We start from the raw sequence: 20259 nt of genomic DNA, 5'->3' as shown, positions 1-20259 counted from the left end.
GATGCCTGACGGCACCAAAGGTGTCGCGTGCATGCTCGCCCCAGCAAGTGGCCGGACGGCAACGATTGGGTTACTGAGTAGTAGTCACGGTCCTGAGCTGCGACTACGCGGTGATCTCCACCCCGTCCGGCACGTTCCGCACCCGCGGCAGCCGCGGATTGACCCGCAGGGTCCGCAGCCGCGGGAAGTGGGAGAGCCAGGAGACGTCCGTGTCCGGCAGCTCCGCGTTGAGCCACAGGTGGGTCAGCCGGCCGGGAAGCAGACCCTCCGTCAGTTCCTCCGCGCGCATCACGCCGGCCACCTGGACGCGCGCCCGCCCGCCGAGAGCACGCAGCGCCGCCAGCTCGGCGGTGTCGGCGACCGGGAAGTACAGGCCGTCCGGGTCCAGGTGGGCGATGATCTCCTGGGCGTACCGCTCGGTGTCGAAGTTCCGCCAGCCCCGGGCGAGTTCGGTGCGCACCGCCAGCGCGGAACGGGACCGCAGGCGGACCAGGTAGTCGATGGCCGCGTCGTCCTCGACCCGGGTCGCGGTGAGCGCGAGCAGCAGCGCCTGCCGGTCGTCGGGGACCTGCCCCGGGTCGGGCAGCAGCTCCAGGACGATGGGGCCGACCCAGCCGAGACCGCGTGCGGCCAGTTCGGTGGTCGGGCGGACCAGGTTCTTCGTCCGGTCGTGGACGAGCTGCTGGACGGCCGGGTCGAGTTCGGTGACGTGCTCCAGGCAGGCCGCGGCCATCAGCCTGCGGTGGTTGATCTGCGGGCGGCGCAGCCCGGGTGCGGGGGCGAGCAGCCGCTCCAGGAACTGCGCGCACTCCTCGGGGCGGGCATGCGCGGCGGACATCCGGATGACCTCCTCCCACTCGGCCTGGTGGGCGTGGTCCACCAGCGTGGGGAACCGGCCGCGCGCCACGATCTCCTTCGCCGCCAGGTAGTCCTGGAAGGTGCGGTGGACGAAGTCGACCGACTCGCCGGAGCGTTCGCGCAGCAGGCCGGTACGGTGCAGCAGATGCCGGAAGATCTTCGCGCCGTCGCCCTGGGCGCGGGCGGCGGGCATCGCGGGCAGCGCGGCGTCCAGGATGCCGACCGCCCGCTCGGCGGTCAGCTCCGAGGCGTCCTCCTCCAGCATCGCGTGCGCCAGCTTCTGGAGCAGCCGCTCCCGGGTGCTCTGCTGGAGCCGCACGTCATCGGCGTACAGGACGTCCCGTTCGGGGTCGCGGCGCTGCAGCAGCATCTCCAGGGCGGCGTCGTACAGCTCCTTGCGGCCGCTCGGCAGGGAGCCGGCCCGGTCCCGGTTCAGGGCGCATATCAGGCCGCACATCAGGGGGTTGGTGGCGAGCTGGCGCAGCTCGCGGTAGATCCGTACGGAGTGCAGGAGCCGCTGTTCGTACTCGTCCAGTGTGCCGCGCTCCCGGGGGCCCGGGGTCCGGTCCCGCTCGTCCAGCCGGGCCGCCGAGTGCCAGTCCCGGACGAACCGCGTCACCTGGTCCCGTGACATGGGCGCCAGGGACAGCTCGACGAAGTCCTCCTCGGCCAGCCCGCCGCCCGAGAGCCAGCCCTCCGAGACCGCGGAGGGGCGGGAGGTGACCAGGCAGCCGTTGCCGGAGAAGACGCGCAGCAACCGCCGGAGCCGGTCGCGCAGTTCGCCGCGCGCCTTCTCGGGCGCCTCGTCGATGCCGTCGACCAGCAGCAGCGCCCGTCCTGCGAGCAGGGTGCGCACCACCCAGCCCTCCGGCGCCCGGTCGGCGAGCGGGTGCCGCACCGCGTGCAGGAAGTCGTCCGGTGCCGGGAACCCCTCGCGGGCGAAGCGGCGTACGGGCAGTACGAAGGGGACCCGGGAGCCCTGCCGGGCGGCGGCCACGGCCAGCCACTGCACCAGGGTCGTCTTGCCCGAGCCCGCGCCGCCGCGCAGCAGCACCCGCTCGTGGTCCTCCAGAGCCCGGTCCGCGAGCAGCACCGTGCGCTGCTCGTCGCCCGTGACGCCCGTGGCGCCGCTGCGTTCCTCCGCCTCCAGGCTCAGGTAGGTCTCCTCCAGCGGCCAACGGTCGGGCGCGTTGGGAAAGTCCACGCCCACGATGGTGAGCCAGCCGTGCCGCCGGGCCACCCACTGCGCGTACTCGGCCTCGAACGCGGCGTCCTCCTCGGACCGTTCGGGCTGCCGGGCCGCCGCCTCGGCGTCCCCCAGGTCGACCAGCTGCGCGATCCGGCTGGCCCGGCCGGGCAGTTGCCGCTGGAGGTAGGGGGAGCGGCGCACCAGATGGTGCAGGACGTGCAGGCAGACCGAGACGAGCAGCGCGTCGTGGAACCAGGCGGCGTCCGGCGACAGTTCGCGGTCGGCGCCCTGCACCGCGCCCCGCAGCCGCCGCGCGTAGTCCTGCGGGCCCATCCGCACCGCGTCGGCGTCGGTGACGTCGACCCGGGCGATGGCGAGCAGGGTGCGGGCCAGGACGTCGACGACCGGCGCCAGTTCGGCGGTGGGCGCGGTGTGCCGTTCGGCGGCGAGGTGCACCAGGTCGGCGGCGGTGCGGTGGACGTCGTCCGCGGGGCCCTGCCAGGTGGTGAGGGCGGGCACCGGTTCGGGCCCCACCGGCGGCCGGCCGGGGACGCGGAAGAGTCTGCCGACGAGGGGCGCGGCGAGGTCGGACGGGGTGTGGACGACGGTATCCATGGATGCGGGCTACCCCTGGTGGTGGATGGGGGACGGCTGCCGGTCGGACTCCCAGGTGATCTCGAGGCCGGCCGGCAGCTCCCGGGCCGCGGCCGCGTCCACGTCGCCGGCCGCCACGTGGACGGTGTCCAGCTCGGGGAAGGCCGACAGCCAGGCCAGGCCCTCGACCGGGTGCGGAGCCTGAAGCGCCAGGTACTTGAGGCGCTCCGGCACGATCAGCGCGGTCAGGTCCTCGATCCGGTACGCGCCGCGCACCACGATCCGCTCCCAGCCGCCCAGCGCGCGCAGGGCGCGCAGGTCGTCGAGGGTGGACACCTGGACGGGCCACTGCTCGGGGAGGTGGGCGAGGATCTCGCGGGCGTACTGCTCCCGGTCGAAGCGGTGCCAGGAGTCGGCCAGGATCACCTGGACGTCCCGGCCCGGATGGTCCCGGAAGCGGGTCAGGAAGTGCAGCGCGGCTTCGCTGCCCACCTCCACGGCGGTGCCGACCACGATGGCGGCGGTCAGGTCGTCGACGCCCTCCGGCCCCGGGAGCAGCGCGAGCACCAGGTCGCCGCCCCGGCGTGCGATCTCTCCGGCCAGCTCGAAGGTGGACGGCGGGACGAGGGCGGCCAGCTGCTCCTCCACCAGCCGCCGTGTCCCGGGCTCCACCTCGGCCGCGTACCGCAGCCCGGCCGCCGCCAGCAGCGTGCCGCGCGGTGTGCCCTCCCCGGTCAGCCTGCGCAGCATGTGCTCCGCCTCCTTGGGCCGGGCGTGCGCGACGGCGAGCAGGATGACGTCCTCCCACGCGTCGTCGCCCGCGTGGTTGACCAGCAGGTCGAAGTCCAGGTCCTGCACGGCCAGCCGGGCGCCCAGGTAGTCCTGGAACGTGCGGTGGAGGAAGTCCACCCTCCCCTCGGCGGGTTCGCGCAGCAGCCCGGAGCGCAGCAGCAGGGCGCGGTAGACGTCCTCCTCACCGGCCCCGTCCAGGTCGAAGGCGGGCAGCGCGCCGCCGATGAGCTGGAGCGCCTCGGCCCTGTCCATCTCGAGGCGGCTGTTGCGGATCAGCCACCACGCCAGCTTCTGCAGCAGCTGCACCTGGATCGCGTACGCCAGCCGGATCCCGTCGGGGTCGTGCAGCTCACGCTCCCGGTCCCGGCGTTCGAGCAGCATGGTCAGCGCGGCCTCGTACAGGGACCTGCGGTCCTGCGGAAGGAAGCCCCGCCGGTCGCGGTGCAGGGCGCAGAGCATGCCGCACATGAGCGGGTTGGTGGCCAGCCCGGTCAGCTCCGGGGTGGTCCGCACCGACCGCAGCAGCGCCTCGCCGACCGGCGCCTCGGCACCGGCCGCGCGGTGCCAGCGCCGTACGAAGGTGGCGATGTCGTCCTGCGACATCCGGGCCAGCACGCGCTCGCCGAAGCCCTCCGCGGCCAGCCACTCCTCCGGTACGGCCGAGGGGCGCGAGGTGACCAGCCACAGGTTGCCGGGGAAGGCCCGCACCAGCTCCCGCAGCCAGCGCCGGGCGGCGGCGCGGCGCTCACCGGCGATCTCGTCGATGCCGTCGACCAGCAGCACCCCGCGCCTTGCGCGCAGGACCCGCTCCACCCAGCCCGGCGGCTGCTCCCCGGCGACGGGACAGCCGACGGCCCGCAGGAAGTCGCCGGGGAAGGGCAGCTCGGCCCCGGGCCGCACGATCCGGCGCATCGGCAGCACGAACGGCACCCGCCCGATGAGGTGGGTCAGCCCGTGGTCGTAGACGCGGCTCGCCGTGGTCACCGCGAGCCACTGCACCAGGGTCGTCTTGCCGGATCCGGCGACGCCGCGCAGGAAGACCTGGTCCTGGCCGGCGAGGACCTGCTCGGCGGCCACGGTCGGGTGGGCGGCGCCCCGGCGCCCGTCCCGCCCCGCCTGCGGCCTGGTCGCCTCCAGGCTCAGGTACGCCGTGTCCAGCGGCCACTCCCGGGTGCCGGCGTCCAGCCCGTAGATGGTGAGGGTGCCGTAGCGGGCGGTGACGTGATCCGCGTAACGCTCCTCGAACCCGGCGTCCTCGGCCGACTGGGACGGCAGCCGTTCCAGCAGGACGTCGACGCCCTGGACGAGCCGGGCGAGCTGCTGCGTCTGCACGGTCTGCTGCCGGGCCACATAGGTGGAGCGCTGGGTGAGGAAGTTCAGGATGTGCAGCGCGGCGGTGTGCAGCAGCCGCTCGTAGAGCAGCAGGCCGCCCTCGCTCAGTCCGTACGGCGACAGCGCCACGTCCGTGCGCAGCGCGCGGGCGAAGCGCTCCGGTCCGAGCCCGACGGCCTCGTAGTCCTCGACGGTGATCTCGCCGAGCCGGGCGAGGGTGCGGGCCAGGGCGTCCTTGACCGCGGCCGCCTCGCCCTCCCCGACGGGTTCCTCGCCGGGTCCGGCCGCCGCCAGCGCCCGGCGGACCAGCTCCTGGGCGATCCGGTCGACGTCCTTGGGGGTGGCGGTCCGCTTCTCGCCCCGGAACGACACCAGCGCCGATATCCGCACCGGGCGGTCCACCAGACCCGCCCCGGGCCCGTCCCGTACGAAGAGCCTGCGGACGAGGGGAGCGACCGCGCTGGACGCGACACGTGCCCCGAGTGCTGTGACGTCGACCATGTTGCGAGCCTAGGTGAACGCCCTTGTACGGGGGGCGGGTTAACCGGACCGGGAGTAGCCCCGGTCACATTCACCGGCCTTTCGATCATGATGGCCGGTGACATGGCGCACAGGCCCTTGGTCCCTTACTACGGGGAATAGTGGAAGCCGCCAGAACTGCGAAATCGGACATAACGGTCCACGTCGCTCGGAGGCCGCCGGGCGCCTGAGCTGGTTTTGTCCGGAATGGCTGCTCTGTCGAGAGTCGGGAAGTATCGCCCTCAAGTACTAAATAACGTCGTAGGTCACACCTTTGTGCGGTTCGGGTCCGTCGGGTTACCAAGGTTGAGCCCGGCCGACGAGCGCCCTGTGCGTCTCGCTCGGAGGGGCTTTCCTCTGTACCCGTCCCCATGAGGTTCGAATGTTTCCGCGTGTCACGTCCCGTTCTTCCCGTACGACCCTTCGCACCCGCGCCGCGGTGATGGCCGCCGGCCTCGGAGCCTCGGTCGCACTGGGGGCCGGGGTCGCGGCCGCCACCGGCACCACGGCGGCCTCCACCTCCTCCACCACGGCGAGCGCCGTCGAGGCCCAGGCCGCGGCGCAGGCCAAGGCGGCGAAGGCCGAGACGGCGAGCGCCAAGAAGGCCACCGCCAAGAAGACGGCCACCAAGAAGAAGGCCGCCTCCTGGGTGGACCCGGTGAAGAAGTACAAGCTCAGCGCCAGCTTCGCCCAGAACGGCGGCATGTGGGCGAGCAAGCACAGCGGCCAGGACTTCGCCGTGCCGATCGGCACCAACGTCGTCGCCACGCACGGCGGCACCGTGGTCAAGGCCGGCGGCAACGGCGCCGGTGACGGCCCCGCCTACGGCAACGCGATCGTCATCAAGCACGGCAACGGCACGTACTCCCAGTACGCCCACCTGTCCAAGGTGAACGTGAAGATAGGCCAGGTCGTGAAGACCGGCCAGTCGATCGCCAAGTCCGGCAACACCGGTAACTCCAGCGGCCCGCACCTGCACTTCGAGATCCGCACGACCGCCAACTACGGTTCGGCCGTCGACCCGGTCTCGTTCCTGCGGGACAAGGGCGTGACCGTCTGACGGTGACCGTCCGACGGTGACCGGCCGGGAGCCGGGCCCGGATCAGGAGCCCCCGGCTCCCCGGTGTGCCTGGGTCACCAGATCGGTGGCGACCTCGAGAACGGCAGCGCGCTGTTCCTCGGGGTCGCCTTCGAGGTCCCGGAGCACGAACATCCCGGCGTGCAGCGTGAACAGCGCACTCACACAGCGGACCTGGTCGACCAGGTCCGCTTCCGGGTCGATGAGGATGTCGCGCAGGCCGAACATGCGGGTCTTGAACAGCTCGCCGATGCGCAGGTCGCGCACGGTCGCCTGGTTTTCCTGCATGAAGCGGAACAGCGGCGCCGCACCCGACAGCGCCTCGCTGTAGCGGCGGATGATCTCCTGCTTCGTCTCCAGGGTGTGCGGCTGCTCCCGCCCCCAGGCGATCAGGTCCTCCAGCGGCCGCGAGAGGTCCTCGAAGATGCTGACCAGGATCTCTTCCTTGGTCTTGAAGTGGTAGTACAGCGCGGCCTTGGTGACGTCCAGGGCCTCGGCGATCTCGCGCAGCGAGGTCTTCTCGTACCCCTGCTCGGCGAAGAGTCCGAGGGCCACGTCCTGGATGCGCTGGCGGGTGTCCCCGCGGCGTCGCTGCTGCCTGGTGCCGTTCATCGTGCCGCCCATTCTCCCGCGCACCTCCCTGTTCAGCGCACTCTGCCCGCTCCGCGCCCTTTCCGAAAAACTTACTTGACGCCCGGCTAGTTACGCGACTACCTTCCCGAGTGTAGTCAACTTGCCGGTCGGCAAGTAAGTGGGACCGGAGTACAGCGGTAGCTGGGGGAAGTGGGAGCGATGGCGGAGACACCACAGGCGGGGACCGGTGAGGCCGGTGCCGGCAAGCAGCCGAAGAGCGTGCGGGTGGTCCTGCTCGCTCTCATGATCGCGATGATGCTCGCGATGCTCGACAACATGATCATCGGCACCGCGATGCCGACGATCGTGGGCGAGCTGGGCGGCCTGGAGCACCTTTCCTGGGTGGTCACCGCGTACACCCTCGCGACGGCGGCCTCGACGCCGCTGTGGGGCAAGCTCGGCGACATGTACGGGCGCAAGGGCTCGTTCATGACCTCGATCGTGATCTTCCTGGCCGGCTCCGCGCTCAGCGGCATGGCCCAGGACATGGGCCAGCTCATCGGCTTCCGCGCCGTCCAGGGCCTGGGCGCCGGCGGTCTGATGGTCGGCGTCATGGCCATCATCGGCGACCTCATACCGCCGCGGGAGCGCGGCAAGTACCAGGGCATGATGGCCGGCGTCATGGCGCTGGCGATGATCGGCGGACCGCTGGTCGGCGGCACCATCACCGACCACTGGGGCTGGCGCTGGTCCTTCTACATCAACCTGCCGCTCGGCGCGATCGCGCTGGTGGCCGTCAGCGCCGTCCTGCACCTGCCGAAGAAGCGCAGCCAGGCCCGGATCGACTACCTGGGCGCCGCGCTGCTGACCATCGGCATCACGGCCATCGTGCTCGTCACCACCTGGGGCGGCACCGAGTACGCCTGGACCTCCGCGCGGATCATGGAGTTGATCGGCATCGGCGTCGCCGCGCTGGTCGGGTTCGTGTTCTGGCAGACCAAGGCGGCCGAGCCGATCGTGCCGCTGCACATCTTCCGCAGCCGCAACTTCACGCTGATGTCGATCATCGGCTTCATCGTCGGCTTCGTGATGTTCGGCGCCACCCTGTTCCTGCCGCTGTACCAGCAGTCGGTGCAGGGCGCCTCCGCGACCAACTCCGGGCTGCTGCTCCTGCCGATGCTGGGCGCGATGCTCGTCACGTCGATGGTGGCGGGGCGGGTCACCACCAATACCGGCCGCTACAAGATCTTCCCGGTGCTGGGCGGCGCGCTGATGACGGTCGGCCTCTTCCTGCTGTCGACCATGGACACCGGCACCTCCCGGTTCACCTCCGGCGTGTACATGGCCGTCGTCGGTCTCGGCATGGGCTGCCTGATGCAGATCACGATGCTGGTGGCGCAGAACAGCGTGGAGATGAAGGACATGGGCGTCGCGTCCTCGTCCACCACCCTCTTCCGTACCCTCGGCTCCTCCTTCGGCGTCGCGATCATGGGCGCCCTGTTCAACCACCGCGTCCAGGACGTGATGGCGGAGCGGGCGGGGGCGCTGGGCTCCAAGGTGACCGAGAGTTCGGCACAGCTGGACGCGGCGAGCCTGGCCAAGCTGCCGGAGGCGGCCCGCGACGCCTACCAGCACGCGGTGTCGTCGGGCACCCACGGCGCGTTCCTGCTGGGCGCGGTGGTGGCGGTCCTCGCGCTGGTCGCGGCGGTCTTCGTGAAGGAGGTCCCGCTGAAGGGAGCGGGCCCGCAGGAGGCGGACGCACCGAGCGACGGCGACGGCGGCGCTACGGCGAAGACGCCGGTGACCGAGGCGGTCTGACCGCGGGGCGGCCCGCCGCCTCCCCCCTGACCAGGCCCCTGGGTGGTTTCGACCACCTGGGGGCCTTACGTCGTACGCCTGGCCGCCGCCTTGCCGACGCACTCGAACCACACCGTCTTGCCCCGCCCGTCCGCGTACGGCGTGACGCCCCACCGGTCGGTCACCGCGGCGACGATCACCAGCCCGCGCCCGCCCTCGCCCAGCGTGCCGGCGGCCGTCGGAACCGGCAGCTCCGGGCAGTCGTCGGCGACCTCGACCCGTACCGCGTCCGGCTGAAGCAGGAAGCACACGCGGCAACGACGGCCGGGTACGTGCCGTACGACGTTGGCGACCAGCTCCGTGAGGGCAAGCTCGGCGGCGTCGGACACCTCGGCCGGCCCGGAGCGCACGAGGTACAGCCGCAGGACTCGGCGCAGATGGCGGGCCGAGTGCGCACCCATCGCGAACTCGGCGCGGTACTGGCTCTCAACGTCCGCCGCCTGCGGACCGGTTACGTGATTCACGCCACCACCCTGCGACGCGGTGCGTACGCTCGACTACGCACAGAAACGAACGCCGAGAGGTGTTGCCGTCCGCAGTCCCGGAGTGAGGTGCCGCAGTGGCCAACATCCAGTCCCTCGACCCGACCGCGTCCCCGCTCGACTACTACGGCTGGGAGCTGCGCCGCCAGCGCGAGGCGCACGGCCTGAGGCAGGGCCAGCTCGGCGACATCATCTTCTGCACCGGCTCACTGGTCGGCCAGATCGAGACCACGAAGAAGGTCCCGACACGGGACTTCTCCGAGCGGGTGGACGCCGCGCTGGGCACGGACGGTCTGTTCTCGCGGCTGATCGGCCTGGTGCTGCGCAGCCAACTGCCGGCGTGGTTCCAGCCGTACGCGGAGATGGAGGCGAAGGCGGCGTACATCTCGACGTATCAGGCGCAGTTGGTCTACGGGCTGTTGCAGACGGAAGAGTACGCGCGGGCGGTGCTCGCCACCGGCATGCCGGACGATCTGGAGGGCTTGTTGGCCGCCCGGATGGAACGTCAGCGCATCCTGGAGCGTGAGCGGCCGCCGCTGGCTTGGGTGGTGCTGGACGAGGCCGTCCTGCACCGCCCCATCGGTGGTCACGAGGTCATGCGCCGCCAACTGGCCCGACTGTTGGAGTTTGCCGGTCACCGCTGGATGCACGTCCAGGTGCTCCCGAACGAGGCGGGGGCTCACGCCAGCCTCGCCGGTTCATTCACCGCTATGCGCTTCGACGACGACCCGGACATCATCTACACGGAAGACGTCATCTCCGGTCACATGACGGCTAATCCGGAGACCATCAGGGAAGCCGCGCTCCGTTACGCTCGCTTGCAGGCCGCTGCCCTCTCCGTGGAGGATTCGGCGGAACTGATCATCCGGGTTTTGGAGGAACGCTATGGACACGGCTCCCAGCCAGAGGAACAGTCAGTGGCGTAAGTCCAGTTACAGCGGAAACACCGGTGGCGAATGCGTCGAGGTGGCCGACAACTCCGCTACCGGCGCCGTCCCCGTGCGCGACAGCAAGAACCCGACCGGCCCGGTCGTGACCGTCGGCGCCCCCGCCTGGCGCTCCTTCATCGCAGGACTGCGCTAGCCCACCGTCATCGCGGCGTGCGCACCATGAACACGTCCACTGGCTCCTCGGTCTCCACGCTGAACCCGTGCCGTTCGTACAGCCGCCGGGCCGGGCTGCCCCGCAGCACGTTCAGCCGGACCAGGGTGGCCTCGCGGTCGCACCGCTCCAGCAGCCCGCGCAGCACGGCCGTACCGATGCCGCCGCCCTGCATCCGCGGCGCCAGGTAGAAGTGCTCCAGCCAGTGGGCACCCTCGGCCGGCCGCAGCGACACGCACCCGGCGAACGCGCCGCCCACCTCGATCACCTGGGTGTGCGCCGGGACGAACCCGTCCCGCAGTCGCTGCCGCACCCGCCGCGCGTCGTACCGCCCGAGCCGCTCCAGATCCGCCCGCAGCACCAGGGCCCGCAACTCGGCCACCGCCTCGACGTCCGCCGCCGAAGCCGGCCGGATTCCCCAGTCCGCCATGATCGTCACACTACTGCGTACTGACATCCGGCCGATGTCAGTACCCCGTGCCACCATCGGCCCCATGGACAAGCTGCGGCAGCTCCGGCTGGCGAAGGACGCCATGGACCGGGACTGGGCCGACCCGGACCTGGACTTGGACGCGGTCGCGGCCCACGCCGGGTACTCGCGGTATCACTTCCTGCGCGCCTTCAAGGAGACGTACGGCGAGACGCCCGGCCAGTACCTCACCCGCCGCCGTATCGAGCGCGCCGAGGACATGCTGCGCACCGCCAACCTGTCCGTGACCGAGATCTGCCACCTGGTCGGCTTCAGCAGTCTGGGCACCTTCTCCAGCCGCTTCAAGGCCAGGACCGGCCTGACCCCGAGCGAGTACCGGACCAGGCACGTGGGCCGGGGGACCGCCCTGATACCGGGCTGCTACGTGATGCACTGGGCGGGCGGGGTGCGGCGCAATTCCGGAGAAGCGGGCTGAGGGCGAGGCTGCCTACCGTGGCAGGGCAAGCGAAACCGGCCACGCAACAGCAGGAGAACGCCATGATCAAGGGCCTCGCCATCTCGACCGTCTGGGTCCTCGACCAGGAGCGGGCCAAGCAGTTCTACACCGAGAAGCTGGGCCTGGAGGTCCGCACCGACATGACCATGGGCGAGGGCGGCATGCGCTGGCTCACCGTCGGTTCGCCGGACCAGCCCGGCGTCGAGCTGACCCTGATGCTCCCGAGCGGCCCGGCGATGGACCCCGAGTCCGCCGAGATGATCCGGAAGCTGGTGGCCAAGGGCGCGCTCGGCGCCGGCGTGCTGACCACCGACGACATCCACGGCGACTACAAGAAGCTCAAGGACCGCGGGGTGGAGTTCCTCCAGGAGCCGCAGGAGCGCCCGTACGGCACCGAGGCGCTCTTCCGGGACGACTCAGGCAACTGGTTCTCCTTCACCCAGCCCCGCGAGGGCGGCCTCGACCTGGACCAGGACTTCGCCTGTTAGGAGTGGTCCCGCTGCGTCGCCCCGTATGGGCCGTATCGGAAGCGTTCCGCCCCCGGGCGGCCCACCGTGGCGGGGAGCGGTTGGCGGCGGCATTGGCGTTCGGGCATCTGGTCGATTTAGGCTGCGTCGGTTCGCGCCGTTCGTGGCAGCCCATCGACGGAGAGGAAAGCCGATGATGCAGCATGCGTCGGCCACCGATCCGGCTCCGGGGCCTCGCCCCGAGCTGGTACCCGACCCGGATGTGGAGACGGCCCGTATAGCGGCGGTACGCCGCTACGACATCCTCGACACGCCGCCCGACGGCGCGTTCGACCGGGTGGCGGCGATGGCTGCCCGCCTTTTCGACGTGCCGGTGGCGACGGTCACGATCGTGGACAGCGACCGCATCTGGTTCAAGGCCGCTCACGGTCTGGAAGGTGTCAAGGAGATCGGCCGCGATCCGGGCCTGTGCGGCTCGGCGATCCTGCGCGATGACGCGCTGGTGATTCCCGACACACTCCGTGATGCCGTTGCGGCGGACAATCCGCTGGTCGCCGGAGAGATGGGGGTGCGCTTCTACGCCGCCGCACCGATCATCACCCCCGACGGCCACCGGCTGGGCACCGTCAACATCCTCGACACCCGGCCGCGCTCGATCACCGAGGACGACACCGCCACCCTGGCCGATCTCGCCGCGATCGTGTTGGACGAGATGGAGCTGCGGCTGTCGGCGCTGCGCGCCCTGCGCGACGAACAGGAGCGGCGGGAGGCGGAAAGCCGTCACGCCGAGGCGGAACGGGCACGTGCCGAGGCGGAACGGGTGGCGCGGGAGCAGGCGGAGCAGGACAAGGCCGCCATCGCCGCGTTCGCCTCCACCCTCCAGCGCACCCTGCTGCCCCCGGCCCTTCCCGTGGTGCCCGGCCTGGAGCTGGCCTGCCACTACCGCACCGCCTCCGCCCACGACGTGGGCGGCGACTTCTACGACGTCTTCCCCCTCCACGGCGACCGGTGGGCGTTCTTCCTCGGCGACGTGTGCGGCAAGGGCCCCGAGGCGGCGACCGTCACCGCCCTGGCCCGCCACACCCTGCGGGCCGCAGCTCAGATCAACCCGGACCCGGTCACCGTGCTGAGCGCGCTCAACACCATGCTGCTCACCGACGTCACCGCCGGCAGCCGCTTCTGCACCGCCCTCTTCGGCCTCCTCGAGTCCCGGGAAGGAAGCGGCTTCACCGCCACCATCGCCACCGGCGGCCACCCGCCCGCCTACCACGTGCGCCCCGACGACAGCGGCGCCGTATGGGTCAAGTCGGTACACCCCAAGGGCGGCATGCTCATCGGCGCCTTCCCCCAGGCACCCTTCGCCCAGACCACCTTCTCCCTGACCCCCGGGGAGAGCCTGTTCCTCTACACCGACGGGCTGACCGAAGCCCGCACCACCCAGGGCGCCATGCTCGGCGAGGACGGTCTGACCGGCTTCCTGCACCAGCGCACCGGGCCCGTCACGGCCACCTCCCTGGTCGAGGACACCATCACGCTGCTGGCCTCGCTGCCCGACGGAGCCGGCGACGACGTAGCCCTGCTGGCCCTGTCGGTGCCCGGCCGCCACACCGCGCCCGACGGCGGTGTCGCCGCCACCGCCCACACCGCCGCCGCACCCGAACACTTCGGCCAGGAGTGATGACCGACGTGACCGGCACGTTCCACCTGACCGTCCAGCACCCTCGCCCCGGCCTCGCCGTCGCCACGGTCGTCGGGGAGGTGGACATGGACACCGCGCTCACCCTGCACTCCGAGGCCCTGGAGATCATCCAGCGAGGGCACCCGCGCCTGGTCCTGGACCTGGCACAGGTCGGCTTCTGCGACTCCGCCGGTCTGAGCGCGCTCATCCGCCTCTGGCACGCGGCCCAGGCGGCGGGCGGCTTGCTCAGCCTCGCCGCCGCCCCCAGCCGTCTGATGCGCATGCTCAGCATGACCGGCGTCGACTCACTCCTGCCGGTCCATGCCACAGCCGCCGAAGCGGTCGCCGTGATGTCCGCCGGCCAGTCCACGGGCGCAGACGTGCACGGCTCCGTCACCAGCTCCCCACGGGGGGCGGGCACCGCGAGCTGACCGAGGAAGAGCCGGCGGCCTTCGACAACGCTCAGCGGCAGGAGGCATCCCAGGCGGGAAACGTCGGTCAGGGCTGAGCGGACAGGCGGAAACACAGAGCGGGGCGGCTGTCCGGTCCGGCAGGCGCCCACTCATGCGTACGACATCACGTCCCGGACCTGCCTCGACACCGCCCCGCGCGCACACCAAGCCCCTACGCTCTCGCGGGCACCGCCCCTGCGCCCCGTCGGCACCGAGCCCTACGTCCCACCTCTGCCGGGCACCCGGTCCGGCAGCATCGGATAGCTCCCCGTGTTGGTCGGCGCGTGCTCCGGCAGCCACAGCACCGCGACCGCGCCCTCGGCCGGGACGTGGTCGGGGGCCCCGGCGGGGCGGACGTTGCGGAAGGTGAGGCGGGCGCCCAGCACCCGGGCCTGACCGGCCGCGATGGTCAGGCCGAGCCCGTGCCCGCGCCCGGCCCGGTCCGTACTGCCGGTGCGGAAGCGGCTCGGGCCCTCGGCGAGCAGGTGCTCGGGGAAGCCCGGCCCGTGGTCGCGGACCCGGATCACCCGGCCCTCGACGCTGACCTCGACCGGCGAGCGGCCGTGCCGGGCGGCGTTGGCGAGCAGGTTGAACAGCACCCGCTCCAGGCGGCGCGGGTCGGTCGTGACCTCCGACTCGTGGATCACCCGCACCTCCACGGCCGGGTCCTTCGCCGCCACCCGCCGGGTCACGAAGTCGCCCAGCATCAGGTCCTGGAGTTCGGCCCGCTCCGACGCCCCGTCGAGCCGGGCCACCTCCAGGACGTCCTCTACGAGCGTGCGCATCGCCTTCGCCCGGTCCAGGACCAGCTCCGTCGGCCGGCCCGGCGGCAGCAGTTCGGCTGCGGTGAGCAGCCCGGTCACCGGGGTCCGCAGCTCGTGCGCGATGTCCGCGGTGACGCGCCGCTCGGCCTCCAGCCGCTTCTGCAAAGCGTCCGCCATCGCGTCCACCGCGCTCGCGAGGTCGTCGGTCTCGTCCCGGACGACCCCGCCGATGGCGTCCCGGACGCGCACGTCCGGCTCCCCGTTGGCGACCTGGTTCGCGGCCGCCGCCGCGTCCCGCAGCCGCCGCGACAGCTGGCGCCCGATGAGCACCCCGAGCGCGCTGCCGCCGAGGACCACCGCGATGGAGCCGATGACGAGGGCCTGGTCGAGATCGGTGAGGATGTCCGCGCTGCGGTCGGTGAAACCGGAGTGCAGGGACATCACGTGCCCGTCCTTGAGCGGCACCGCGGCCCAGACCTCCGTCACCCCGTCGGCCCGCTCGGAGACGTACGTCGCCCGCTGTCCGGCCTCCACCCTGCGGCGCAGCTCCACCGGCAGCTCGGGATCGTCGATCTTGGCGTTGGGGAAGTTCTGCCGCCCCGACAGCTCGTAGTTGCGCTGGGCGATCAGGATCCGGTCGTCCGCGAGGTCCCGGGCGTTGTCCAGCATCGACACGCGGGCGGCGTTGTGCACGACCAGGCTCAGGACGACCGCCACCAGCGCGCCGACCAGCGCGATCGCCGCGCTGAGCTTCCAGCGCAGCCCGGTGCGGATGCCCCGCGCGCGCAGGCCGCGCGGACCCCCGCCTCGTGAACCAGGGCCGCGCGTACTGCTGTCCGGCCCCGTGCGGCCGTCCGCGCGCCCCGGAGGCGAGGCGGTCCGGCGTCGGAAGAACCCCCGCATATCCCTGTGTCCCCGCCTCAGGCCTTCAACTTGTAGCCGAAGCCGCGGACCGTCTCGATCCGGTCCTGGCCGATCTTGGTGCGCAGCCGCTGCACGTGCACGTCGACGACGCGGGTGTCCCCGCCCCAGCCGTAGTCCCAGACCCGTTCCAGCAGCTTGTCGCGCGAGAGCACCGTCCCCGGCGCCGAGGAGAACTCCAGCAGCAGCCGCATCTCCGTCGGCGTGAGCGCCACCGGCCGTCCGGCCCGGCGTACCTCCATGCCCTCGGTGTCCACCTCCAGCTCGCCGAAGGTGAGCACGCCCCCGGTGTCCGCGTGGTCCGCCGCGTCCCCCCGGTCCCCGCCGCCGGCGTGCCCGAAGCGCCGCAGCACCGCCCGGATCCGGGCGACCAGCACGGCCCCGTCGAACGGCTTGGTGACGTAGTCGTCGGCACCGGCCTCCAGACCCAGGACGACGTCGATGGAGTCCGCCCGTGCCGACAGCATGATCACCGGCACCGTGGACTCGTCCCGGATCCGGCGGCACAGGCTCACCCCGTCGAGCCCCGGGACCATGACGTCGAGCAGCGCGATGTCGGGCCGGTGGGTCCGGAAGGACTCCAGGCCGGACAGCCCGTCGGGCATCGCGGTGACCGCGAAGCCGTCCCGCTCCAGGGCGAGCTGGGTGGCCTCGCGGATGACGTCGTCGTCCTCGACGAACAGGACGTGGGTCTGGTCTGCCATCCCGGTGCTCTCAGTCCTCGTTGTGATGGGTCGGGTGCGGTCGCCGGGCGCGGGTGCGGTCACGGACGCCCACGGGGACGGACGCCCGGGCCGCGCACCGCGTTCACCCGGTCATCGCGGCGAGCGGCCCGATCGGTGCACGCCCGCCCGCCTCAGCCGTCCGCGTCCGGGACCGGAGTCGGCGCGTTGCCCGCGGCGTTGCTGTAGTCGTTGTGGGTGCGGTACTGCTCGGCGAACCGGCCCGACGCCCAGCGGTAGGTGATGACGTTCTCGCCGGACGGACTGGAGACCGGGTCGCCCCGCTCGTACACCTGCTTGGTCACCACCAGGTCGCCGCGGTCGATCTCCGCGTAGACCGGAGGCTCCTCGGTGCGGAACACATTCTGGTACGCGCCGTCCTCCTCGCGGTACACGTAACTGCCCACACCCACCGCGTCACCGCACGTCAGGACGTTGACGACGACGTCCTCCGCCGTGCCCCCGGTCAGCTCCCCATAGGACACGTCGACGGGGTACTCGTCGGCGACGCACGGCTTCAGCTCGTGCTTGACCTCTTCGGAGACCTTGGGGTCCGACTTGACCAGCCGCACCGCGTCCACCCGGTCGGGGACCTTCGAGGGGGAGGCGGCCGGCGACGAGGAGGCGGCGCCGCCCACCGCGTCCGCGTGGGCCGCGCCCTCGTCGCGGGTGCCGGTGCCGCCGGCCGCGCAGCCGGACAGACACACGCCGAGGGCGACGAACACGGCCACCGCCGCACTCGTCGCCTGCGTGCCCCTCCGGGTCTCCCCGGGTGATCGACCGACGGTCAGGCCGCGCAACGCTCCCGCTCCTCACGCTCCAGCGCCCGTGCGTCCAGATCGCGGGCGACCAGCTCCTCACGGAGCCGGGCGAGCGCCCGGTGCAGCGTGCTCTTGACCGTGCCGGCCGACATGCCGAGGGCGGCGGCGGTCTCCTCCGTGGACATCTGCTCCCAGTGTCGCAGCACCACGACGCTGCGCTGCTTCGGGGCGAGCACCTTCATGACGTCCATCAGCAGGGCGCGGTCCGCGTGCTGCTCGGTGGAGTCGTCCACGCAGGACTCGGGGAGCTGCTCGGTCGGCACCTCCTCCAGCTTCCGCGCCCGCCACCACTCGGTCCGCGTGTTGATCATGACCCGGCGCAGGTAGGCGTCGGCCAGCCGCTTGTCCTCGATGGTCGACCAGCGGCGGTACGTCCGCGCCAGCGCGGTCTGCAGCAGGTCCTGGGCGTCGACCGGATCCGGGACCAGGCGCCGGGCGCTGCGCAGCAGCGCGTCCTGCCGCGTCCGGACGTACTCCTCGAACTCGAGCACCTCGCCCATGGTCAACCGCCTTCCGATCCCCGTACTCCGCCGGTGTGGTCACCGCCGGCCCACTGCCTGTGGTCCCTGGTCCCGCCGTGCCCGCCGGGCACAGAAATGAAGGTAGGGAAGCGTTGTCACGGCGCTGTGCGGAGCAGCCTGCGACGAACACTCGGCTGTCCGTCGGTTGTGTAACGGAAGTAGGAACCGGGTAAATCGGCAGGCCACTTGATGGAGACAAGTGGTGATTTGTCCGTTACCAGGGTGGTAACCGGGACCGACGGGGCCGGTGTTTCCGTGACACCGGCACCGCCGCCCCTGTGACCCCGCCGCCCGTCAGCTCAGCGGCAGCCGGTACAGCCCGTCCGCCAGCGGCTCCACCAGACCGTCGGAGACCAGGCCGTCCAGGGCGCGGGCCCGCTGGACCGGCTCGTGCCACACCTGGTCGAGGGCCGACTGCGGCACCGGCCCGGACGCCTCCCGCAACACCGCGAGCAGCCGGCCGCGCACCTGCCGGTCGGTGCCCGCGTACGTCTGGCCGCGGCGCGGCGGTCCGTCGTGCGCGGGCTTGCCGGCCAGCCGCCAGGCGCACTGCGCGGCGATCGGGCAGCGCTGGCACGACTCGTTCTTCGCCGTGCAGACCAGCGCGCCCAGCTCCATGGAGGCGGCGGCCCAGCGGGCGGCCCTCGTCTCCTGCTCCGGCAGCAGCGCACGTGCCAGCTTCCGCTCGGCGGCGGTGGTGGCGTTCGGCGGGTACTGCACGCCGGTGACCGCGCGGGCGAACACCCTGCGGACGTTGGTGTCGAGCACGGGGTGCCGCTGGCCGTAGGCGAAGGAGGCGACCGCGGCGGCCGTGTACTCGCCGATGCCGGGCAGCGCCAGCAACTGGGCGTGGTCCGCCGGTACGTCGCCGCCGTGCCGTTCCGTTATGGCCGCGGCGGCACCGTGCAGCCGCAGGGCGCGGCGCGGGTAGCCGAGCCGGCCCCAGGCGCGGACCGCCTCGCCGGGCGCCTCGGCGGCGAGGTCGGCGGGGCGCGGCCAGCGCGCCAGCCACTGCTCGTAGACGGGCTGGACTCGGCTCACCGGCGTCTGCTGGAGCATGAACTCACTGACCATCACGCCCCACGCGCCGGCCTCCGGGCGCCGCCACGGCAGGTCGCGGGCGTGCTCGGCGAACCAGTCGATGACGGGGGCGTGCAACGGCACGCCGGACGAGGCGGCGGCGTCGGAGGGGCCGCTGTGCGAGGACTTCGTGGGCGCAGTCATGACCCTCCGATCCTGCCACGACGAGACCACCGCACGGGTGCACCGCCACCCCGTCGCGTCCACGACACCTGACGATCGGCAGGGGCGCCGCCCCGCCCGCCGCTTGTAGCGTCGGCCCATGGAAGGTACGCGCCCGACCGCCGACGTCGGGATATCCGACGCCGGAGTCGCCGGCACCCCGGCGGACGCGCACCCGCGCGCCCCTTTCACGCCCAGCTCGCGCGCCCCCGGCTCGCGCTCCGCGCGGCTCGCCCCCGTCGGTCGCGGCGCGCTGTTCTGGTGCGTCCTCGCCCTCCCCGCGGTCACCGCCGACCGGATCGGCCTCAACGAGCCGCGTCCCCTCTGGCAGCAGCTGGCCGGCCTCGGGGTGCTCGCGGTGGCCGCCGCGCTCGCCCGGCGCCGTCCGCTCGCCGCGTTCGCGCTGACGGCGGCCCTGGGCCTCGCCGGCGCCCCGGCACTGTTCAGCGTCTCCTACGGCCCCGCCCTCGCGACCCTCGCCCTGCTGCTCGGCCTGCGCGCCCCGCGGCCCCACCCGGCGGTGGCCGTCCTCGCCGGCACCGGCATCGCCGGCGCGGCGCGGATCGCGCTGGTCGGCGTGGACCCGGCGCCCGAGGCGCTGGTCCTGACCGGCACCCTGCTCTTCGGCTCTGTCCTCCCGTGGCTGGGCGGGCGCTACTGGCGGCAGAGCCGGGCGCTCGCCGAGGCCGGCTGGCTCCGGGCGGCCCGTCTGGAGGACGAGCAACGGCACGCGGAGGAGCGGGCCAGACTGCGCGAACGGGCCCGGATCGCCCAGGACATGCACGACTCCCTCGGCCACGAGCTGAGCCTGCTCGCGCTGCGCGCCGCCGCCCTCCAGGTCGCCCCCGGCCTCGGCGCCGGCCACCGCGACGCCGCGGCCGAACTGCGCGTCGCCGCCGCCGACGCCACCGACCACCTGCACCGCATCATCGGCGTCCTGCGCGAGGACGACGAGCCCCTCCCGCTCACCCCGCCCGGCGAGACCGTCGAGGAACTCGTCGCCCGCGCCGCCGAGTCGGGACTCCCCGTCCGCTGGGAACCACGGCACGCCCCCGTCCCGGCCGCCGAGCCGGGCGGCCTCGCCGACCGGCTGCTCCACCGGATCGTGCGCGAGGCGCTGACCAACGCGGCCCGGCACGCGCCCGGCGCCCCCGTCGTCGTGGCGGTCACCGACCAGGGCTGCGGAACGACGGTGACCGTCACCAACGCCGCCGCCACCGGGCCCGGTTCCCCCTCGGCGGGCGGCTCGGGCCTGCTGGGGCTGCGCGCCGCCGTCACCTCGGTCGGCGGCGACTTCACGGCGGCCCCGCACGGCGACGGCTTCCGCGTCCGGGCCCACGTTCCGGCCGTGCCGGCCCTCGCCCACACCC

General features: G+C 72.5%; 19 protein-coding genes. 9 read left to right on the top strand and 10 right to left on the bottom strand.

The features are described from left to right. Window positions 1-103: 103 nt before the first annotated feature. Both DMH12_RS21730 and DMH12_RS21725 read right to left on the bottom strand, forming a co-directional pair. Window positions 104-2662 carry an NACHT domain-containing NTPase gene (locus DMH12_RS21730; RefSeq protein WP_125493171.1) on the bottom strand — a complete coding sequence of 853 codons (2559 nt, stop codon included), beginning with the start codon at window positions 2660-2662 and terminating at the stop codon, window positions 104-106. Between the two features lie 9 nt (window positions 2663-2671). After that, on the bottom strand, window positions 2672-5266 hold the full coding sequence (locus DMH12_RS21725; protein ID WP_125493170.1) for an NACHT domain-containing NTPase: 2595 nt from the start codon (window positions 5264-5266) through the stop codon (window positions 2672-2674). 400 nt (window positions 5267-5666) lie between these two features. Between DMH12_RS21725 and DMH12_RS21720 the strand changes: the two genes are divergently transcribed. After that, a complete protein-coding gene (locus DMH12_RS21720) occupies window positions 5667-6344 on the top strand; it encodes a M23 family metallopeptidase (protein WP_125493169.1) in 678 nt (225 codons plus the stop codon). Between the two features lie 42 nt (window positions 6345-6386). Here DMH12_RS21720 and DMH12_RS21715 read toward each other — a convergent pair whose 3' ends face one another. Continuing rightward, window positions 6387-6986, bottom strand: coding sequence for a TetR/AcrR family transcriptional regulator (locus DMH12_RS21715; RefSeq protein ID WP_185832459.1), 600 nt, complete (start codon window positions 6984-6986; stop codon window positions 6387-6389). Between the two features lie 168 nt (window positions 6987-7154). Between DMH12_RS21715 and DMH12_RS21710 the strand changes: the two genes are divergently transcribed. Next, window positions 7155-8753 (top strand): MDR family MFS transporter, encoded by a 1599-nt coding sequence (locus tag DMH12_RS21710; protein WP_125493168.1) that lies wholly within the window; start codon window positions 7155-7157, stop codon window positions 8751-8753. 65 nt (window positions 8754-8818) lie between these two features. Here DMH12_RS21710 and DMH12_RS21705 read toward each other — a convergent pair whose 3' ends face one another. Continuing rightward, on the bottom strand, window positions 8819-9256 hold the full coding sequence (locus DMH12_RS21705) for an ATP-binding protein (RefSeq protein WP_312023961.1): 438 nt from the start codon (window positions 9254-9256) through the stop codon (window positions 8819-8821). A 95-nt stretch (window positions 9257-9351) separates the two neighbouring features. On the opposite strand from DMH12_RS21705, the gene DMH12_RS21700 reads away from it, so the two are divergent. Together DMH12_RS21700 and DMH12_RS40310 are read left to right on the top strand one after the other, a co-directional pair. After that, window positions 9352-10200 (top strand): helix-turn-helix transcriptional regulator, encoded by an 849-nt coding sequence (locus DMH12_RS21700; protein WP_125493167.1) that lies wholly within the window; start codon window positions 9352-9354, stop codon window positions 10198-10200. Window positions 10201-10240: 40 nt separating this feature from the next. Next, window positions 10241-10357 (top strand): DUF397 domain-containing protein, encoded by a 117-nt coding sequence (locus DMH12_RS40310; RefSeq protein WP_312023960.1) that lies wholly within the window; start codon window positions 10241-10243, stop codon window positions 10355-10357. A 7-nt stretch (window positions 10358-10364) separates the two neighbouring features. On the opposite strand, the gene DMH12_RS21690 is transcribed toward DMH12_RS40310, so the two are convergent. Continuing rightward, window positions 10365-10805 (bottom strand): GNAT family N-acetyltransferase, encoded by a 441-nt coding sequence (locus tag DMH12_RS21690; RefSeq protein WP_125493165.1) that lies wholly within the window; start codon window positions 10803-10805, stop codon window positions 10365-10367. 34 nt (window positions 10806-10839) lie between these two features. On the opposite strand from DMH12_RS21690, the gene DMH12_RS21685 reads away from it, so the two are divergent. From DMH12_RS21685 to DMH12_RS21670, 4 genes are all read left to right on the top strand, one after another. Next, window positions 10840-11280 carry a helix-turn-helix transcriptional regulator gene (locus tag DMH12_RS21685; RefSeq protein ID WP_312023959.1) on the top strand — a complete coding sequence of 147 codons (441 nt, stop codon included), beginning with the start codon at window positions 10840-10842 and terminating at the stop codon, window positions 11278-11280. A 62-nt stretch (window positions 11281-11342) separates the two neighbouring features. Then, window positions 11343-11789 carry a VOC family protein gene (locus DMH12_RS21680; protein ID WP_125493179.1) on the top strand — a complete coding sequence of 149 codons (447 nt, stop codon included), beginning with the start codon at window positions 11343-11345 and terminating at the stop codon, window positions 11787-11789. 172 nt (window positions 11790-11961) lie between these two features. Continuing rightward, a complete protein-coding gene (locus DMH12_RS21675) occupies window positions 11962-13446 on the top strand; it encodes a PP2C family protein-serine/threonine phosphatase (RefSeq protein WP_125493164.1) in 1485 nt (494 codons plus the stop codon). Beyond that, window positions 13446-13877: an STAS domain-containing protein gene (locus DMH12_RS21670; protein ID WP_125493163.1), complete on the top strand. Its 432-nt coding sequence runs from the start codon at window positions 13446-13448 to the stop codon at window positions 13875-13877. Before DMH12_RS21675 ends, DMH12_RS21670 begins: the two co-directional genes overlap by 1 nt. A 239-nt stretch (window positions 13878-14116) precedes the next feature. On the opposite strand, the gene cseC is transcribed toward DMH12_RS21670, so the two are convergent. From cseC to DMH12_RS21645, 5 genes are all read right to left on the bottom strand, one after another. Then, the gene (gene cseC / locus DMH12_RS21665) at window positions 14117-15694 is read right to left on the bottom strand and encodes a two-component system sensor histidine kinase CseC (protein WP_399188242.1); all 1578 of its coding nucleotides are present in this window, start codon (window positions 15692-15694) and stop codon (window positions 14117-14119) included. Next, complete coding sequence (cseB, locus tag DMH12_RS21660; RefSeq protein ID WP_125493161.1) at window positions 15583-16287, bottom strand: two-component system response regulator CseB; 705 nt, start codon at window positions 16285-16287, stop codon at window positions 15583-15585. Before cseB ends, cseC begins: the two co-directional genes overlap by 112 nt. Window positions 16288-16439: 152 nt before the next feature. Further along, window positions 16440-17105, bottom strand: a complete 666-nt coding sequence (locus DMH12_RS21655) for a hypothetical protein (protein ID WP_399188225.1) — start codon at window positions 17103-17105, stop codon at window positions 16440-16442. Continuing rightward, entirely contained in the window at window positions 17093-17632 is a 540-nt protein-coding gene (locus DMH12_RS21650) for a SigE family RNA polymerase sigma factor (RefSeq protein ID WP_100048447.1), read from the bottom strand. The genes DMH12_RS21655 and DMH12_RS21650 overlap by 13 nt, the downstream gene beginning before the upstream one ends. 309 nt (window positions 17633-17941) lie before the next feature. Beyond that, entirely contained in the window at window positions 17942-18871 is a 930-nt protein-coding gene (locus DMH12_RS21645) for an A/G-specific adenine glycosylase (protein ID WP_125493159.1), read from the bottom strand. 118 nt (window positions 18872-18989) lie between these two features. Between DMH12_RS21645 and DMH12_RS21640 the strand changes: the two genes are divergently transcribed. Beyond that, window positions 18990-20259: sensor histidine kinase (locus DMH12_RS21640; RefSeq protein ID WP_125493158.1), on the top strand; the 1270-nt coding region annotated here is incomplete at its 3' end.

This window comes from Streptomyces sp. WAC 04229, from assembly GCF_003947455.1.
Lineage (GTDB): Bacteria > Actinomycetota > Actinomycetes > Streptomycetales > Streptomycetaceae > Streptomyces.
Note: the sequence above shows the minus strand (reverse complement) of the source record. Positions and strands in the feature narration are given on the sequence as shown.

Coding starts and splice junctions, on each gene's coding strand:
- DMH12_RS21730 (WP_125493171.1), bottom strand. CDS start 2,662: ATGGATACCGTCGTCCACACCCCGTCCGACCTCGCCGCGCCCCTCGTC.
- DMH12_RS21725 (WP_125493170.1), bottom strand. CDS start 5,266: ATGGTCGACGTCACAGCACTCGGGGCACGTGTCGCGTCCAGCGCGGTC.
- DMH12_RS21720 (WP_125493169.1), top strand. CDS start 5,667: ATGTTTCCGCGTGTCACGTCCCGTTCTTCCCGTACGACCCTTCGCACC.
- DMH12_RS21715 (WP_185832459.1), bottom strand. CDS start 6,986: ATGGGCGGCACGATGAACGGCACCAGGCAGCAGCGACGCCGCGGGGAC.
- DMH12_RS21710 (WP_125493168.1), top strand. CDS start 7,155: ATGGCGGAGACACCACAGGCGGGGACCGGTGAGGCCGGTGCCGGCAAG.
- DMH12_RS21690 (WP_125493165.1), bottom strand. CDS start 10,805: ATGGCGGACTGGGGAATCCGGCCGGCTTCGGCGGCGGACGTCGAGGCG.
- DMH12_RS21685 (WP_312023959.1), top strand. CDS start 10,840: ATGTCAGTACCCCGTGCCACCATCGGCCCCATGGACAAGCTGCGGCAG.
- DMH12_RS21680 (WP_125493179.1), top strand. CDS start 11,343: ATGATCAAGGGCCTCGCCATCTCGACCGTCTGGGTCCTCGACCAGGAG.
- DMH12_RS21675 (WP_125493164.1), top strand. CDS start 11,962: ATGATGCAGCATGCGTCGGCCACCGATCCGGCTCCGGGGCCTCGCCCC.
- DMH12_RS21670 (WP_125493163.1), top strand. CDS start 13,446: ATGACCGACGTGACCGGCACGTTCCACCTGACCGTCCAGCACCCTCGC.
- cseB (WP_125493161.1), bottom strand. CDS start 16,287: ATGGCAGACCAGACCCACGTCCTGTTCGTCGAGGACGACGACGTCATC.
- DMH12_RS21645 (WP_125493159.1), bottom strand. CDS start 18,871: ATGACTGCGCCCACGAAGTCCTCGCACAGCGGCCCCTCCGACGCCGCC.